We start from the raw sequence: 14,350 nt of genomic DNA, 5'->3' as shown, positions 1-14,350 counted from the left end.
CCGAATAGTGTTCGATAGAAGAAAATGTGCTCTATAGGACACATTTTTTTCAAATTTATTCTTCTTATGGATACATATTTTCACGGATGAGTTTTCTTATGCTGTCCTCCAACTCTAGTATTTTCAGTTCTAGCATTTCATGAGATTTCATAGACTGTAGTACAAGCCGGTACTTGAGGGGGATGGGAATGGATAAGGAGAAACGAACGATTTCGATTCGATTAAATGATGAGGTCCATAAGACTCCAGAAACACATAAAGAAAGCGCAGCGGCTGAGGAAAAAGAATTCGAATGGATTTTACCTGAGCGACGAGATGCTAAAAAAATCGTAGAATTAAAAAAACGACATAGTCAGAAAAAAGCAACTTCATTTTTTGAGCAGTCAAAGAAGAATTCGAGATTACCAGTAGGACGCAAAAAGAAAAAGCATCTTGTGGCTCATAAGAAGTCGGTGGTCACCTTCCATAAAAAAGTTGTCGCTTCAGCAGTCTTTGCTATTGCGCTTGGGGTTTTATTTGGATTCGGTTTATTAATGGTTTTTGGTGGAGAGAGTGTCGCCACGCCGCCTATCGATCAATCGAATGAAGCGGCATCCGTGGTAGCTAGTGAAACAGACTTATCCCTTGACCTACACGTCGTGCAGTCCGGTGCATATGAAACGGAAGAGGCCGCGAAGGAATTTCAAGATAAACTAAAAGAGAAAGGCTTACCTGCGACGATTTTTAAAGGAGAAAAATATTTCTTGATTATTGGTGTATCGCCTTCTGTGGAAGGTCAGGATGCCCTTGCATCCTACTTTGAAAGCAATGGACAAGAGGTATATAAAAAGTTATGGACGGTGGATGGAAAAAAAGCGGTGGCGAGCGTAGAGATGGCCAATCATTTGAAAGAGAGTAAGGAGTTAATTGAACAGCTAACGACGCTTGACCTTGTTGCTTTATCAGAGGGAAAAGTTTCAACTAAAAAGGTAACGGAAGTGAAGAAAGCGATCCAAACCTGGAATGAAAAAGGGAGTGGAATAAAGGACTGGGAAGCAAGTGAGGGACAAGCATTAGCAGAAGCCCTTAATGCTGCTTCAAAAGAAATGGAAGATTATTCAGCGGAAGAAACAGTCCCTTCGTTGTGGGTGGCTCAGCAACATTTATTGGATGCGCTAGCAACGTATCAAGAAGTTGTAAAGGGATTGGAATAGTCTGATATTTGCGGAGTGAATGAATAAACGGTACGATATGATAGGAGTGTTAAGAGCGACCCTCCTGAAAGGGTTGCTCTTAACGAATTAATAATAAGATTAAACAAATTTTAACTGTATGCACATACAGAATCGAAGTGAAACGAAAAATGTAAAGAAACGTTAAAAAATTAAATTGTGGAAAGAAAAGGGATTTGATAAGCTATTATCAAGCCCTTTTCCCACTTGTGAATCTTTTACAAAAAGGGTGGTAAAATGAAGCGCCTCGTTTTAGCCTCAGGGTCTCCACGTAGAAAAGAACTTCTAGAGCAAGTGAACCTCCAATTTGAGATTATTGTTAGCCGCTTTGAAGAACATCACTCTCAATCTGTGCCCCCTTCTGAACTTGTGAAACAGCTTGCATTTGGGAAAGCGAACGATGTTTTTATGAATGCCTCGGACGCGATTGTCCTGGGAGCAGATACGGTTGTCACACTTGATCACGATGTACTTGGGAAGCCAGAAAGTCGCCAGCATGCGAGGCAGATGCTGAAAGCTTTGTCTGGTCGAACACATATCGTTTATTCAGGTGTGGTCATTCTATCCAGCGAGCAACGGTCACAGTTCTATGAAGCAACTGAAGTAGAATTTTGGGACTTAACAGATGCGGATATTGAGAATTATCTCAATACCGGTGAGCCGTTTGATAAAGCGGGAGGTTATGGTATACAGGGTTTCGGTGCCGCCTTTGTGAAACGTATTCACGGAGATTATTATAGTGTGGTAGGGCTTCCGATTTCCAAAACGCTTCGAGAACTTGAGGCGTTTGGAATTTTTCCGGAGATTCAGCGTTAGTCAGACACGAAGATGAATCCAGGGAGGAAGCGTGTTGCTTAATACACCGTTAATGATTCGCGATTATCCTGAAGAGGAGCGCCCGAGAGAGCGTCTTGTGAAGGAGGGTCCTGAGACATTGTCTAATCAAGAGCTATTGGCGATTATTCTCAGGACCGGGACAAAGCAGGAGTCTGTCCTGCAGCTATCTTACCGCATTATTCAATATTTTGAGGGGCTGCGACTGCTTAAAGATGCAAGTATCGAAGAATTAACCTCTTTAAATGGCGTAGGCACGGCGAAAGCCGTTCAACTCATTGCAGCGATGGAGCTCGGTAGAAGGGTGAGTCGTCTTCAAATGGAGGAACGCTATACGATTCGTTCACCGGAAGATGGTGCGAATTATGTGATGGAAGACATGCGCTTTTTATCACAAGAGCATTTTGTTTGTTTATACTTAAACACGAAGAATCAGGTCTTACATCGTCAAACGGTATTCGTCGGAAGCTTAAATGCGTCTATCGTGCATCCTCGAGAAGTTTTTCGAGAGGCTTTCAGGCGATCGGCTGCATCATTAATTTGCTTTCATAACCATCCAAGCGGTGATCCGACACCAAGTCGAGAAGATATTGAAGTGACAAAACGTCTCGCAGAGTGTGGTAAAATGCTTGGTATTGATATGCTTGATCATATTATTATCGGAGATCAGAAGTTTATTAGTTTAAAAGAAAAAGGATACGTATAGGCAGTGGAATAGTTTTCCCACTACCGTTTTTAATACTGATGCAGTATAATCATACTTATGAGTTTTGCTTGAATTGAAGGGAGATTTAACATAAATGTTTGGTGGATTTTCAAGAGATATGGGAATAGATTTAGGTACAGCTAACACGCTGGCATATGTAAAAGGAAAAGGTGTCGTTGTTCGCGAACCATCAGTTGTTGCACTTCGTACAGACACAGGATCAATTGAAGCAGTTGGTAACGATGCAAAAAACATGATTGGTCGTACGCCGGGGAATATTGTGGCCCTACGTCCAATGAAAGATGGCGTAATTGCTGATTTTGAAACGACGGCAACGATGCTGAAATATTTCATTCAGCAAGCACAGAAAAATCGTTCTGTTTTTGCACGAAAGCCTAATGTAATGGTCTGTGTACCCTCAGGTATTACAGCTGTTGAAAAAAGAGCGGTTGAAGATGCAACGCGTCAGGCAGGCGCACGTGAACCTTACACGATTGAAGAGCCTTTTGCAGCAGCGATTGGGGCAGATCTACCAGTTTGGGAGCCGACCGGTAGTATGGTTGTCGATATCGGTGGGGGAACAACAGAAGTTGCCATCATTTCTCTTGGAGGGATTGTAACGAGTGAATCGATTCGCATTGCTGGAGATGAAATGGACGAGTCTATTATTCAGTATGTGAAGAAAACGTATAATTTGATGATAGGTGAACGTACGGCTGAACAGCTTAAACTTGAAATTGGTTCTGCTGGAACGACAGAAGGCATTGATGCCATGGATATTCGCGGACGTGACCTAGTAACAGGACTTCCAAAAACAATCAGCGTTTCTGCTGATGAAGTGTCTGGGGCGCTACGTGACACAGTTAATAGTATTATGGAAGCTGTAAAAGTAACGCTAGAGAAAACACCGCCTGAGCTTGCAGCGGATATTATGGATCGTGGCATCGTTCTTACAGGAGGCGGAGCGCTACTTCGGAACTTGGATCAAGTCATTAGTGACGAGACAAAAATGCCTGTTATTGTTGCAGAGAATCCGCTTGAATGCGTTGCGATTGGTACCGGGCGTGCGCTTGAAAATATTCATTTGTTCAAATCTAGAGCTGGTATAACTTCCCGCTCAAAACAGAAGTAGTTGGAAGGTGTAACGCATGCCACAATTTTTTTCAAATAAACGTCTCATTGTATTGCTTGTGAGCATTATTATTTTAGTTGCGTTAATCGGTACATCCATGAAAGAACGCGATGCGCTTACAATGCCTGAGCAGTTTTTCAAAGATTCCATTGGTTGGCTTCAATCAATCTTCTATAAACCCGCTAATTCAGTAGCGGGTTTATTTGAGAGTATTGGAGATATGAAAGACATGTATGAAGAAAATGAGCTACTTAAGTCGAGGCTCAATGAATTTGTTGCCGTATCAGAAGAGCTTAAAACTGTTAAGAAAGAAAATGCAGATTTAAAAAGCGAGTTAAACATTGATTCTTCAACTGGGCTCTCGAACTATCAGACGTTTCATGCAAATATGATTGCCCGGTCACCTGACCGCTGGAATGATTTGTTAACGATTGATAAGGGAGAACAGGATGGGGTACAAGCAGATATGGCTGTAGCGACGCCAGATGGTTTAATAGGTAAAGTGAAAAACGTTCAGCCCTTCTCTTCAACTGTTCAACTTATTAGTGACGTTGATCGTACGAATCGAATTGCCGCAATGACGCAGGAAGATAACAATGTTTTCGGAACAATCGAAGGATATGATACGGAAAAAGAAGTGTTGCTTTTTTCAAAAATTCCAGTAGATACGAAAGTGGAGAAAGGCCAAACCGTTATTACGGCGGGTAATGGGGGGATTTTCCCACGCGGCATTGTAATAGGTGAAATTGTTGATATTGAAACGGATAACGTTGGGACAACGCAAACTGCTTATGTGAAACCAGCTTCTGACTTGTATGATATTAACAACGTCATGATTATCGATCGCGGTGCACAAAACGTAAATCCTGATGAGGGGGAAGGTGAAGAAGAATGAGGCGTTTTTTTCTAGTCGGAACGCTATTTATTCTTTTTCTTCTGGAAGGCACTGTTTTTCAGGTGTTTGCACCTGAACAATACGGTTTTGACTTTCAACTCATTCCACGTTTTGTGACGGTGGTTGTCATCATGATTGGAATGGTGTTGTCCCCAGCTTATGGCGTTCTATACGGTGTTGTTTTTGGTCTTCTACATGATTTGATTTACACAGATCTTGTTGGGGTATATATGTTTGGAATGTCGGTTGCAGCTTACATAATCGGTTATTTATCGAAAGTTTTTCACTTGAACTGGTTTACGACCCTTATACTTGGTTTATTAGGCGTCACGATGGTGGAATTCTATGTGTATGAATTGTTTTCTTTAATTAATGTAACGGACGCATCTTTCCATTCCTTTTTCTACAGTCGCTACCTACCTTCCTTACTTTTAAATGGAATCTTTTTGCTTATTGTTTACTACCCTGTAAAACGGTTGCTTGAAGATTTATCTGAAAGCCGTAGACAAGAAAATCAGGCCAAAAGAAGGAGTTTCCTTTAGCAACGTTGAATTATTCTATGTTGAGGTGAATGAAATTGTCTATGGTACAAAAGCAAACGCAGCATTTTGTAACGATTAAAGGAACGAAAGACGGCCTGAATCTGATTTTAGATGATTCCTGCGCTTTTCGTGATGTTATAAATGAGCTTGATGAAAAACTTTCCGCTCGACATATTCAGCAAACAGAAGGACATACGATTACCGTTACGCTTAAAATTGGCAATCGGTATTTAACTGAAAAGCAGGAAAAAGAACTTCGAGCCATGATCCAATCAAAGCAAAATCTTGAAATTGATCGCATTGATTCAAATGTTATCTCACGAGATGAAGCAGAAGAAGAGCGCAAAAGATCCACGATTACATCCGTAGCGAGGACGGTTCGCTCCGGACAAGTTCTTGAAGTAGATGGAGATTTGCTTCTTATCGGAGATGTGAATCCAGGTGGCACCGTAAAAGCCTTCGGCAATATTTTTGTAATGGGAACGCTTCGTGGCATTGCCCATGCAGGAGCTTATGGGGATATCGAGGCGGTTATTACAGCTGCAGTGATGAAACCTTCCCAGCTTAAAATTGCTGATCTTATCAGTAGGCCGCCTGATCAAGTAAGCGCAAGCATTCATGAAGCAGAATGTGCTTTTGTCAAAGACGGTCAATCTGAAATTAGCGTTGATCGCGTTCAAATACTGACCAAAGTACGACCGAATTTGACTAGGTTGTAGACAGAAAGGGGAATGTTGTGTGGGAGACGCTATCGTCATTACTTCCGGAAAAGGTGGTGTGGGTAAGACCACAACGACAGCAAACATTGGAACAGCTCTTGCACTATCGGGGAAAAAAGTATGTCTGGTTGATACGGATATCGGTCTTCGAAATCTTGATGTAGTGATGGGGCTTGAGAATCGTATTATTTATGATCTCGTCGATGTAGCTGAAGAAAGGTGTCGGCTTCATCAAGCCTTAATTAAAGATAAGCGCTTTGAAGCGCTTTACATGCTTCCAGCTGCACAAACGAAAGATAAATCCGCTGTGCAGCCTGCGCAAATGAAAAAAATTATTGATGAACTAAAGCAGGATTACGATTACGTGTTAATCGATTGCCCGGCGGGTATTGAGCAGGGCTTTAAAAATGCGATTGCTGGTGCAGATAAATCCGTTGTTGTTACGACTCCTGAAACGTCAGCGGTAAGAGATGCCGATCGTATTATCGGTCTACTCGAAAAAGAAGAGAACATTGAAGCGCCGAAGCTTGTCGTGAATCGGATTCGAAATCATATGATGGAAAGCGGCGAAATGCTTGATGTCGATGAAATTGTTTCGATTCTAGCAATTGACCTATTAGGCATTGTTGGAGATGATGATACGGTCATTACCGCTTCAAACAAAGGTGAACCGATTGCACTCGATCCTAGCTCAAAAGCTTCTATTGCCTATCGTAATATCGCTAGACGCATTTTAGGTGAATCAGTTCCGCTTCTTTCTCTTCAAGAAGAAAAAGGCGTGTTTAATAAAGTGAAAAAGTTTTTTGGAATTCGTTCTTAAATCTCGGCTGCGGCCGGGATTTTTTTATTGAAGAAAGCACGGCATTGGTGGTCTAAACAAGTGCTTTGGTATGAAGGAAACCATTCTTTTCTACGTATTCAACTGACATATCCACTCAGGACAAGTCATAAACTGAATACTACTTATAGGAAGGATGGGTGAGGAATGCGGAAAGATCTGGATGATGTGAGAAGGCGACTCCATTCGAGAAAGAAACAACGTCAACCGTTGCGTACAGTCTCTCGACAAGGACTAAATCATGATCATATACCTTCGTATTCGAAACAAGATGTCGAAATGAAGCTTCACCCGCTATTTAATAAGCAAAGTTTCTTAATGCGAGCGATGATTGCCGCCTGCTTATTTTTGGGGGCAGGCATTTTATTTAAAGCAGAAAGTGATCGTCTCGTTCCAGCTCAGGATTACGTTACTGAAATGATGGCGGAAGAATTCCAGTTTGCCACTGTGAAAGATTGGTATGAAGGAAAGTTTGGAAATCCTGTGGCTTTGTTTCCGACAACTCCTGAAACGAACTTGAATGCTGAAGCCCCTGTCTATGCGCTACCTGCTAGTGGAAAGGTACAGGTACTTGAGGATTTTGAAACGACCGGCAAAGGAATTATGGTTGAAACCGTACTCAGTTCAGGAGTTGAAGCGATTGATGCAGGGGTTGTCACTTATGCAGGAGATAAAGATGGGATAGGGAAGACCGTTGTTCTACAGCATACAGATGGAAGCGAGTCATGGTATGGAATGCTGGATTCAATTGATGTTTCTCTTTACGATTTTGTTCAAACAAAGGATCAACTTGGGAGCGTTTCAAACTCTGAAGATGGAAAGACTGGAACGTTTTATTTTGCCATAAAGAAAAACGAAGCGTTTATTGATCCGCTTCAAGTTGTCCCAATCGAATAATGTTAAAAAAGATATCGATCCATCCGCTTTTCTGGATGACTATAGGTCTTTCTATTCTAACAGGGCGTTTTCGAGAAATGCTGCTGCTGTTCGTGGTTGTCCTGATTCACGAGTTAGGGCATGCGGGAGCAGCTCGTTTTTTTGGATGGCGATTAAAAGAAATTGTTCTTCTTCCATTTGGTGGGGTAGCTGTCGTAGATGAGCATGGAAATCGTCCATTTAAAGAAGAACTAATTGTTATACTTGCTGGTCCCCTTCAACATGTCTGGATGATTGGGGGCGGTGCCATTTTCTACTATTTAGGATTATGGGATGAAATGTTCAGTCTCTTCCTTCTTCATAACCTAATGATTCTCCTTTTTAATTTATTGCCCATATGGCCACTTGATGGTGGTAAGCTTCTTTTTTTATTTTACTCCCTTCGCTATCCGTTTAAAGTATCTCATAAGGTGATGCTTCATTCTTCATTAATTTGTTTATGTCTCTTAGTTCTTACGACGGTGACTTATTTTCCGTTTCATTTAAATCTATGGATGGTCATCATTTTTCTTTCAGTATCACAGTTCAAAGAATGGAAACATCATCATTATATTTATTTGCGCTTTTTGCTTGAACGTTATTCAACTTCTATTAAGGGAAAGGAAAAGGTTGTTTCGGTAGCCCCTGACATGAAATTGACTGAACTTCTCGCCACGTTTTATCGTGGTTATCACTATCAAATTGTGATAGAAGATCTGAACATTGAGGCAGATGAGAAAGTTTTACTTCATGCCTTTTTTAAAAAGAATCAAATTGGGTGTGCAGTTGGAACGCTATTTAGGTAAACTAAAGAAAAGGACGTAAAGGAGAGCGGCTATGGAACTTATCGTTTTTAAAAAAAAGGAGTGGCAGGCAGCCGCTATCGTAAACAATCAAGAAATTACTGACATTTGGGGAGAAGCCTCCTGTCAAAGAAAACCGGATCAGGGAGATCTGATATTCGGGAAAGTTTCTTCCATTTTAGATGATAAAAATGCTGCATTTGTCTCCTTAGGTAGTGGAAAACCTGGTTTATTAAATGGGGATGAATTGATTTGCGCACAGAAAAAAAAGACAGCCGGTGAACGGATGCTGGCTGTTTCTACTTGTATTCAAGAAGGACAGTCGATCCTTGTTCAAGTTAAACACCCTGGTGTGGATCGAAAAGGGCCGATAGTGACAGAACTCGTTTCATTAACTGGAGCATCTCTTGTTTATATGCCGTACGCTGGCTATTCCGCCGTATCTAAGCAGTTGCCAGCAATGCGAGAAGAACTTCTGCAAATCGCTTACGAACAATGTCTCGAACAAGAAGGACTTATTTTTCGGACAAGTGCCGCCTATTTGAGTAAAGAAGCACTTATAGAGGAGATCGAACATCTTCGAGAAGAATGGCAACGGATTCTTCAATCTACCGAAGAGGTGCGGGCTCCAAGTGTGATCAAGAAAGCTGGTGGACTTGCTGAACGAATTAGCAAGCTCTATCCCCTTCATCGAGTAACTGAACTTGCTACAAATGAAGTGGATGCTGTGAAAACCTTTCTGCCTTTGTTGGCAAAAGGTGCGAAAGTGATGTCGGAGGAGCAAAGTGAGAACGTGATTCAGCTTCTTGAGCGAACGATTCAGGGCATAGAGAAGACAGTCAAAATGGGGAAAGCAGCCCTTCATATTGAAGAAACGAATGCAGTAACGGCCATTGATGTAGATAGTGGCGGCGTAAGAAGAAGTACTAAAAACCAGACACATCTTGAAGTAAACATGATGGCGATTGATGAAATTGCAAGGCAGCTACGACTTCGGAATACTGGTGGCATGATTATTGTTGATTTTTTAAGGGTTGATGAGAAAGAACGCGAAGCACTATTGATCCAGATGAAGAAGAAGGAAAAAGCGGACAAACGGTTAAAGGTTGGAGGCTTTACGAGGCTTGGGTTGTTTGAGATGCAGCGTAAGAAAGCAGGTCTTCCCTTAAGTAAGCTTATTTAAAGTTGAAATGTAAGAAGTAGGATTTCTTGCATTGACACCGCAATTTTCGCTGTGGTATGATTTAGTGGTTAGTTCGTTTGGAAGCACCCAAAGAGCTACAACCGCTCAAAAACAGGTTTTTAAGCTATTTTTAGCACCTGCAATGGCGAGTCTTAGTATTAGAGGAGGTGCACGTATGTACGCAATTATTGAAACTGGTGGTAAACAAATCAAGGTTACTGAAGGTCAAGAAATCTACATCGAGCTTCTAAACACTGAAGCTGGTGAAACGGTTACTTTTGACCGTGTGCTAATGGTTGGTGGAGACGATATTAAAGTTGGTTCTCCTATGCTAGATGGCGCTACTGTAACTGGTAAAGTTGACAAGCACGGTAAAGGTAAGAAAATCACGGTTTATAAATATAAGCCTAAGAAAAACTACCGTCGTAAGCAAGGACACCGTCAACCTTACACTAAAGTAGTTATCGACAAAATTAACGCTTAAGGATCACGAAGATGATACGTTTCAATCTGAAGCGAGATTCTGACAATCGCATCCATTCATTTTCTCTTTCAGGACACGCTGAGTCTGGCCCTTATGGCTATGACTTAGTCTGTGCAGGTGTTTCTGCCGTGTCGATCGGGACAGTGAATGCGATTGAATCCCTTTGCGATGTAACTCTCATAGTTGATATGGAGGATGAAGGTGGCTACCTTAGCTGTACCGTTCCAGGTCATCTGGATCAGCGTACTGGTGAGAATGTTCAACTTCTTCTCCAAGGAATGGAAGTATCCATTTCCGCTATTGCCGAGGAATACGGCAAGCACATTCAAATTACTCACACATAGGAGGTGGGACAATATGTTGAAAATGAATCTACAGTTTTTCGCATCGAAAAAGGGTGTAGGTAGTACAAAAAACGGCCGTGATTCAATCTCCAAGCGTCTTGGCGCGAAGAGCGCAGACGGCGAGTTCGTATCCGGCGGTTCGATTCTTTTCCGTCAACGCGGAACTAAGATCTACCCTGGTACAAACGTTGGCCGCGGTGGAGACGACACTCTATATGCGAAAATCGACGGCGTTGTGAAATTCGAGCGTCTTGGACGTGACCGTAAACAAGTAAGTGTATATCCAGTTGCTAAAGAAGCATAAGCAGCTTAAGAAAAACTCTAACCGAACGGTTAGAGTTTTTTGATATAATGAAGAAAATGAGCTAGATAAGTGACGATGCACAATGAATTCGCGTAAGATTGTTTTCTTTTAAGTCAAAGTAACATACAGAAATGATCTATTGTTATAATGAAGGAAATGGTTAGAGCATTGGGAGTGCAATTATGTCTAAAAAGTGGAATACCTTTGACGTTCTGCGCCATTCTCGTCATGATTGGTTAAATCGTTTGCAGTTGATCAAAGGCAACCTTGCACTGGATCATGTGGACAGGGCAAAGGAAATTATCGAAGAAATTATTATCCAGTCGAGACAGGAAGCAAAATTATCGAATTTAAATGCTCCGAAACTTGCAGAATATATATTAACGTTTAACTGGTGTAACCATTTATTTCAGTTGGATTTTGAAGTGATCGGAGACGAGTATGATATTTGCACGTACGAAGCGGATCTCATTGAGTTAATCGCTCAATGTACAGCAGTGCTTGATTCCCAAGTGAATGTACCTGCGGATCACCACTTGTTATTAACGCTTCAGTTGTACCATGAAGAAATTCATCTTGTTTTTGACTTTCAGGGTGAAGTTTCCGATCAAAACAAGCTCAAGCTGGCGTTCGAGAATCCTGAGGTTAAAAGCGCTAAATTGATTGAATTAGAGCAAACGGAACAGGAGCTAGTTAGCACGTTTTTGATTAAATGAGGTGAAAGTATGTTTGTAGATCAGGTCAAAGTATTTGTAAAAGCAGGCGATGGCGGAAATGGTATGGTTGCCTTCCGTCGTGAGAAATATGTACCGGATGGTGGCCCTGCAGGTGGCGACGGAGGAAAAGGCGCTAGCGTCATTTTTGAAGTAGAAGAAGGTCTTCGTACACTGATGGACTTTCGATACAATCGTCATTTTAAGGCGAAAACCGGTGAACACGGCCGTTCAAAGAATCAACATGGTCGTAACGCAGAAGATATGGTGGTTAAAGTTCCACCTGGTACAATTGTATCAAATGCGGAAACTGGAGAAGTGATTGCTGATTTAACGGAACACGGTCAGCGTGCAACAGTGGCTCGCGGAGGTCGCGGAGGTCGCGGTAACTCACGTTTTGCTTCTCCATCTAATCCTGCTCCAGAGCTTTCTGAGAATGGAGAGCCTGGGGAAGAGAAAGATGTCACATTAGAACTTAAGGTGTTAGCCGATGTAGGACTTGTTGGCTTCCCAAGTGTTGGTAAATCTACTCTTTTATCTGTAGTGTCTGCAGCAAAGCCGAAAATTGCAGCGTACCATTTTACAACAATTGCACCGAATCTAGGCGTTGTTGATACGAAAGATGGCCGCAGTTTTGTGATGGCTGATTTACCTGGACTAATTGAAGGAGCTCATGAAGGAGTTGGCCTTGGTCATCAGTTTCTGCGTCATATCGAACGTACGCGCGTAATCGTACACGTGATTGATATGTCTGGTATGGAAGGCAGAGACCCGTATGAAGATTATATCAAGATCAATGATGAATTAAAGCAGTATAAAATGCGGTTAATGGAACGTCCACAAATTATCGTTGCGAATAAAATGGATCTTCCAGATTCACAGGAAAATCTCGAAATCTTCAAGGAAAAACTGGAAGAAGATTTCCCTATCTATCCAATCTCTGCCGTAACGCGTCAGGGTGTGCAAGAAGTTCTGTTTGAAATTGCAGATAAGCTTGAAACAACACCTGAATTCCCTCTTGATGAAGAGAAGGAAGAAGAAACGCGCGTGATGTATCGTCACGAAAAAGGTGCACCAGAGTTCTTTGTGACGCGTGATAGCGATGGTACGTTCGTCGTGAATGGACCTCGTATTGAAAAACTATTCAAGATGACAGACTTTAACCGAGAAGATAACGTCCGCAGGTTCGCACAACAAATGCGTAGCATGGGTATTGATGAAGCGCTACGTGAGCGTGGAGCACAAGACGGAGATGCGGTTCGAATTCTGGAATTCGAATTTGAGTTCGTAGACTGATGAACGGATAAGACTGTCCAGATCGATGGACGGTCTTTTTTACATAGTAACTACAAATATGGGCCGTAGCTGGCCGAAATAGAGGTGAGGGGAAGCATGAGCAAAGAAGACAAGAATTTCTATCTCGTTCGAGAAGATGTGTTATCTGATTCAATGTTAAAAACACTACAGGCGAAACTTCTTCTTGAAAGTGGAACAGTGGAATCTGTACGAGAGGCCATAGATGAAGTAGGAGTTAGTCGAAGTGCTTTTTATAAATACCGCGACACCATCTTACCGTTTCATACAATGATCATTGAACAGATTGTCACGCTCTCTGTTCACCTAGAAGATCGTTCAGGCGCACTTTCAAGGGTACTCAGTACAGTGGCGCAGCTTGGTTGCAACTTATTAACGATCAATCAAACGATCCCTCTACAGGGCTATGCTACGGTTATCTTGACAATGGAAATAGGTGAAGCCAATCTTCGCTTAAACAGTTTACTTGAGAAAATTAAAGAAATAGAAGCCGTTAACAATGCAGAAATTATTGGATCAGGAGCATAGGGGGAGAATGTGGATATGCAAAAGAAGATAGGTTTTCTTGGACCAGAAGGAACGTTTACTGAAATCGCAGCAAAAACGCTATTCCAAGAGGAGGAACGCACGCCGTTTCCAACAATTCGCGCCTGTCTTGAAGCGGTAGAAAACGAAGACGTTGATTATGGGGTGGTTCCCCTTGAAAATACGATTGAAGGCTCTGTTAATATGACGCTTGATCTTCTTTCACAACAAGTTTCCCTACCAATCGTCGGAGAACTCGTCTTACCGATTCGACAGCACCTGCTTATTCATCCTAACCAACAGGATTGGAAAAAGGTAAAGCATGTCCTTTCCCATCCACATGCGATTGCTCAATGTCATGTTTTTCTTCAACAGGAGCTACCTGAAGCTGAACTGAGTAATGCTGCTTCAACAAGTGCTGCTGCGGAATATGTTCAGCACTCAGGCAAGATTGATGAAGCTGCAATCGGAAATGAACTCGCTGCTGAAAAATACGGATTAACGATTGCTCAAGCTGATATTCATGATACCGAAGACAACGATACGCGTTTTCTTGTATTGCACAAAACAGCTGAAGCCTTGCCGAGAACACCTTTGTTCAGGGAAGATCGCGTCACATACAAAATCATTCTTCCTTCAGATTATCCAGGGGCACTCCATCAAGTTCTTGCGGCATTTGCGTGGCGCAATCTTAATTTAACAAAAATCGAGTCACGTCCGATGAAAACAGGGCTTGGAAATTATTTCTTTATTATTGATGTAGAGCGACCTAATCGAGATGTGCTGTTAAAAGGTGTTATGGAGGAAATTCAAGCACTTGGCATTGGCATCTCTGTGCTTGGCGAATATCCTTGCTTTGTTGTGAACCAAAAAAATAGCTGACTAATA

At 42.0% G+C, this 14,350-nt stretch carries 18 protein-coding genes and 1 other annotated feature; all 18 genes read left to right on the top strand.

Translation table 11 applies throughout. From position 1 onward, the window contains the following. The first annotated feature begins 188 nt into the window (after positions 1 to 188). The 18 genes from PQ511_RS05720 to pheA all read left to right on the top strand — a co-directional run bounded on the left by PQ511_RS05720 (position 189) and on the right by pheA (position 14,344). Positions 189 to 1,193 (top strand): SPOR domain-containing protein, encoded by a 1,005-nt coding sequence (locus PQ511_RS05720; protein WP_273850949.1) that lies wholly within the window; start codon positions 189 to 191, stop codon positions 1,191 to 1,193. A 255-nt stretch (positions 1,194 to 1,448) separates the two neighbouring features. Then, entirely contained in the window at positions 1,449 to 2,027 is a 579-nt protein-coding gene (locus PQ511_RS05715) for a Maf family protein (RefSeq protein ID WP_273850948.1), read from the top strand. Positions 2,028 to 2,079: 52 nt separating this feature from the next. Beyond that, positions 2,080 to 2,751, top strand: coding sequence for a RadC family protein (gene radC, locus PQ511_RS05710; protein WP_273851139.1), 672 nt, complete (start codon positions 2,080 to 2,082; stop codon positions 2,749 to 2,751). A 94-nt stretch (positions 2,752 to 2,845) separates the two neighbouring features. Continuing rightward, a complete protein-coding gene (locus tag PQ511_RS05705) occupies positions 2,846 to 3,883 on the top strand; it encodes a rod shape-determining protein (protein WP_098444412.1) in 1,038 nt (345 codons plus the stop codon). Positions 3,884 to 3,899: 16 nt separating this feature from the next. After that, positions 3,900 to 4,778: a rod shape-determining protein MreC gene (gene mreC / locus PQ511_RS05700; protein ID WP_273850947.1), complete on the top strand. Its 879-nt coding sequence runs from the start codon at positions 3,900 to 3,902 to the stop codon at positions 4,776 to 4,778. After that, positions 4,775 to 5,320: a rod shape-determining protein MreD gene (mreD, locus tag PQ511_RS05695; RefSeq protein ID WP_273850946.1), complete on the top strand. Its 546-nt coding sequence runs from the start codon at positions 4,775 to 4,777 to the stop codon at positions 5,318 to 5,320. Before mreC ends, mreD begins: the two co-directional genes overlap by 4 nt. A 29-nt stretch (positions 5,321 to 5,349) precedes the next feature. Further along, entirely contained in the window at positions 5,350 to 6,039 is a 690-nt protein-coding gene (minC, locus tag PQ511_RS05690; protein ID WP_273850945.1) for a septum site-determining protein MinC, read from the top strand. Between the two features lie 19 nt (positions 6,040 to 6,058). Beyond that, a complete protein-coding gene (gene minD / locus PQ511_RS05685; protein WP_273850944.1) occupies positions 6,059 to 6,859 on the top strand; it encodes a septum site-determining protein MinD in 801 nt (266 codons plus the stop codon). A gap of 165 nt (positions 6,860 to 7,024) precedes the next feature. After that, entirely contained in the window at positions 7,025 to 7,774 is a 750-nt protein-coding gene (locus PQ511_RS05680; RefSeq protein WP_273850943.1) for a M23 family metallopeptidase, read from the top strand. Beyond that, positions 7,774 to 8,598: a M50 family metallopeptidase gene (locus PQ511_RS05675; RefSeq protein WP_273850942.1), complete on the top strand. Its 825-nt coding sequence runs from the start codon at positions 7,774 to 7,776 to the stop codon at positions 8,596 to 8,598. The genes PQ511_RS05680 and PQ511_RS05675 overlap by 1 nt, the downstream gene beginning before the upstream one ends. 31 nt (positions 8,599 to 8,629) lie before the next feature. Next, positions 8,630 to 9,778 (top strand): ribonuclease E/G, encoded by a 1,149-nt coding sequence (locus tag PQ511_RS05670; protein WP_273850941.1) that lies wholly within the window; start codon positions 8,630 to 8,632, stop codon positions 9,776 to 9,778. An 89-nt stretch (positions 9,779 to 9,867) separates the two neighbouring features. Continuing rightward, positions 9,868 to 9,941 (top strand) — a sequence feature (ribosomal protein L21 leader region). 12 nt (positions 9,942 to 9,953) lie between these two features. Next, a complete protein-coding gene (rplU, locus tag PQ511_RS05665) occupies positions 9,954 to 10,262 on the top strand; it encodes a 50S ribosomal protein L21 (RefSeq protein ID WP_048312605.1) in 309 nt (102 codons plus the stop codon). Positions 10,263 to 10,273: 11 nt separating this feature from the next. Further along, positions 10,274 to 10,606 carry a ribosomal-processing cysteine protease Prp gene (locus PQ511_RS05660; protein WP_273850940.1) on the top strand — a complete coding sequence of 111 codons (333 nt, stop codon included), beginning with the start codon at positions 10,274 to 10,276 and terminating at the stop codon, positions 10,604 to 10,606. A 13-nt stretch (positions 10,607 to 10,619) separates the two neighbouring features. Then, positions 10,620 to 10,910: a 50S ribosomal protein L27 gene (gene rpmA, locus PQ511_RS05655; RefSeq protein ID WP_098444403.1), complete on the top strand. Its 291-nt coding sequence runs from the start codon at positions 10,620 to 10,622 to the stop codon at positions 10,908 to 10,910. A 182-nt stretch (positions 10,911 to 11,092) separates the two neighbouring features. Next, the gene (locus tag PQ511_RS05650) at positions 11,093 to 11,626 is read left to right on the top strand and encodes a Spo0B C-terminal domain-containing protein (protein ID WP_273850939.1); all 534 of its coding nucleotides are present in this window, start codon (positions 11,093 to 11,095) and stop codon (positions 11,624 to 11,626) included. Positions 11,627 to 11,635: 9 nt separating this feature from the next. After that, a complete protein-coding gene (gene obgE / locus PQ511_RS05645) occupies positions 11,636 to 12,919 on the top strand; it encodes a GTPase ObgE (protein ID WP_273850938.1) in 1,284 nt (427 codons plus the stop codon). Between the two features lie 96 nt (positions 12,920 to 13,015). Beyond that, entirely contained in the window at positions 13,016 to 13,465 is a 450-nt protein-coding gene (locus PQ511_RS05640; protein ID WP_226656531.1) for an ACT domain-containing protein, read from the top strand. A 15-nt stretch (positions 13,466 to 13,480) separates the two neighbouring features. After that, a complete protein-coding gene (pheA, locus tag PQ511_RS05635) occupies positions 13,481 to 14,344 on the top strand; it encodes a prephenate dehydratase (protein WP_273850937.1) in 864 nt (287 codons plus the stop codon). The last annotated feature ends 6 nt before the right edge of the window (positions 14,345 to 14,350 follow it).

It is taken from the genome of Guptibacillus spartinae (assembly GCF_028610625.1).
Classification (GTDB): Bacteria; Bacillota; Bacilli; order Bacillales; family Guptibacillaceae; genus Guptibacillus; species Guptibacillus spartinae.
Note: the sequence above shows the minus strand (reverse complement) of the source record. Positions and strands in the feature narration are given on the sequence as shown.

Excerpts from the sequence above, each read along its gene's own strand:
- rpmA (WP_098444403.1), top strand. The coding sequence starts at position 10,620 with ATGTTGAAAATGAATCTACAGTTTTTCGCATCGAAAAAGGGTGTAGGT.
- mreD (WP_273850946.1), top strand. The coding sequence starts at position 4,775 with ATGAGGCGTTTTTTTCTAGTCGGAACGCTATTTATTCTTTTTCTTCTG.
- obgE (WP_273850938.1), top strand. The coding sequence starts at position 11,636 with ATGTTTGTAGATCAGGTCAAAGTATTTGTAAAAGCAGGCGATGGCGGA.
- rplU (WP_048312605.1), top strand. The coding sequence starts at position 9,954 with ATGTACGCAATTATTGAAACTGGTGGTAAACAAATCAAGGTTACTGAA.
- PQ511_RS05650 (WP_273850939.1), top strand. The coding sequence starts at position 11,093 with ATGTCTAAAAAGTGGAATACCTTTGACGTTCTGCGCCATTCTCGTCAT.
- PQ511_RS05720 (WP_273850949.1), top strand. The coding sequence starts at position 189 with ATGGATAAGGAGAAACGAACGATTTCGATTCGATTAAATGATGAGGTC.
- mreC (WP_273850947.1), top strand. The coding sequence starts at position 3,900 with ATGCCACAATTTTTTTCAAATAAACGTCTCATTGTATTGCTTGTGAGC.
- PQ511_RS05705 (WP_098444412.1), top strand. The coding sequence starts at position 2,846 with ATGTTTGGTGGATTTTCAAGAGATATGGGAATAGATTTAGGTACAGCT.
- PQ511_RS05640 (WP_226656531.1), top strand. The coding sequence starts at position 13,016 with ATGAGCAAAGAAGACAAGAATTTCTATCTCGTTCGAGAAGATGTGTTA.
- PQ511_RS05715 (WP_273850948.1), top strand. The coding sequence starts at position 1,449 with ATGAAGCGCCTCGTTTTAGCCTCAGGGTCTCCACGTAGAAAAGAACTT.
- PQ511_RS05680 (WP_273850943.1), top strand. The coding sequence starts at position 7,025 with ATGCGGAAAGATCTGGATGATGTGAGAAGGCGACTCCATTCGAGAAAG.
- PQ511_RS05660 (WP_273850940.1), top strand. The coding sequence starts at position 10,274 with ATGATACGTTTCAATCTGAAGCGAGATTCTGACAATCGCATCCATTCA.
- PQ511_RS05670 (WP_273850941.1), top strand. The coding sequence starts at position 8,630 with ATGGAACTTATCGTTTTTAAAAAAAAGGAGTGGCAGGCAGCCGCTATC.
- pheA (WP_273850937.1), top strand. The coding sequence starts at position 13,481 with ATGCAAAAGAAGATAGGTTTTCTTGGACCAGAAGGAACGTTTACTGAA.
- PQ511_RS05675 (WP_273850942.1), top strand. The coding sequence starts at position 7,774 with ATGTTAAAAAAGATATCGATCCATCCGCTTTTCTGGATGACTATAGGT.
- radC (WP_273851139.1), top strand. The coding sequence starts at position 2,080 with ATGATTCGCGATTATCCTGAAGAGGAGCGCCCGAGAGAGCGTCTTGTG.
- minC (WP_273850945.1), top strand. The coding sequence starts at position 5,350 with ATGAAATTGTCTATGGTACAAAAGCAAACGCAGCATTTTGTAACGATT.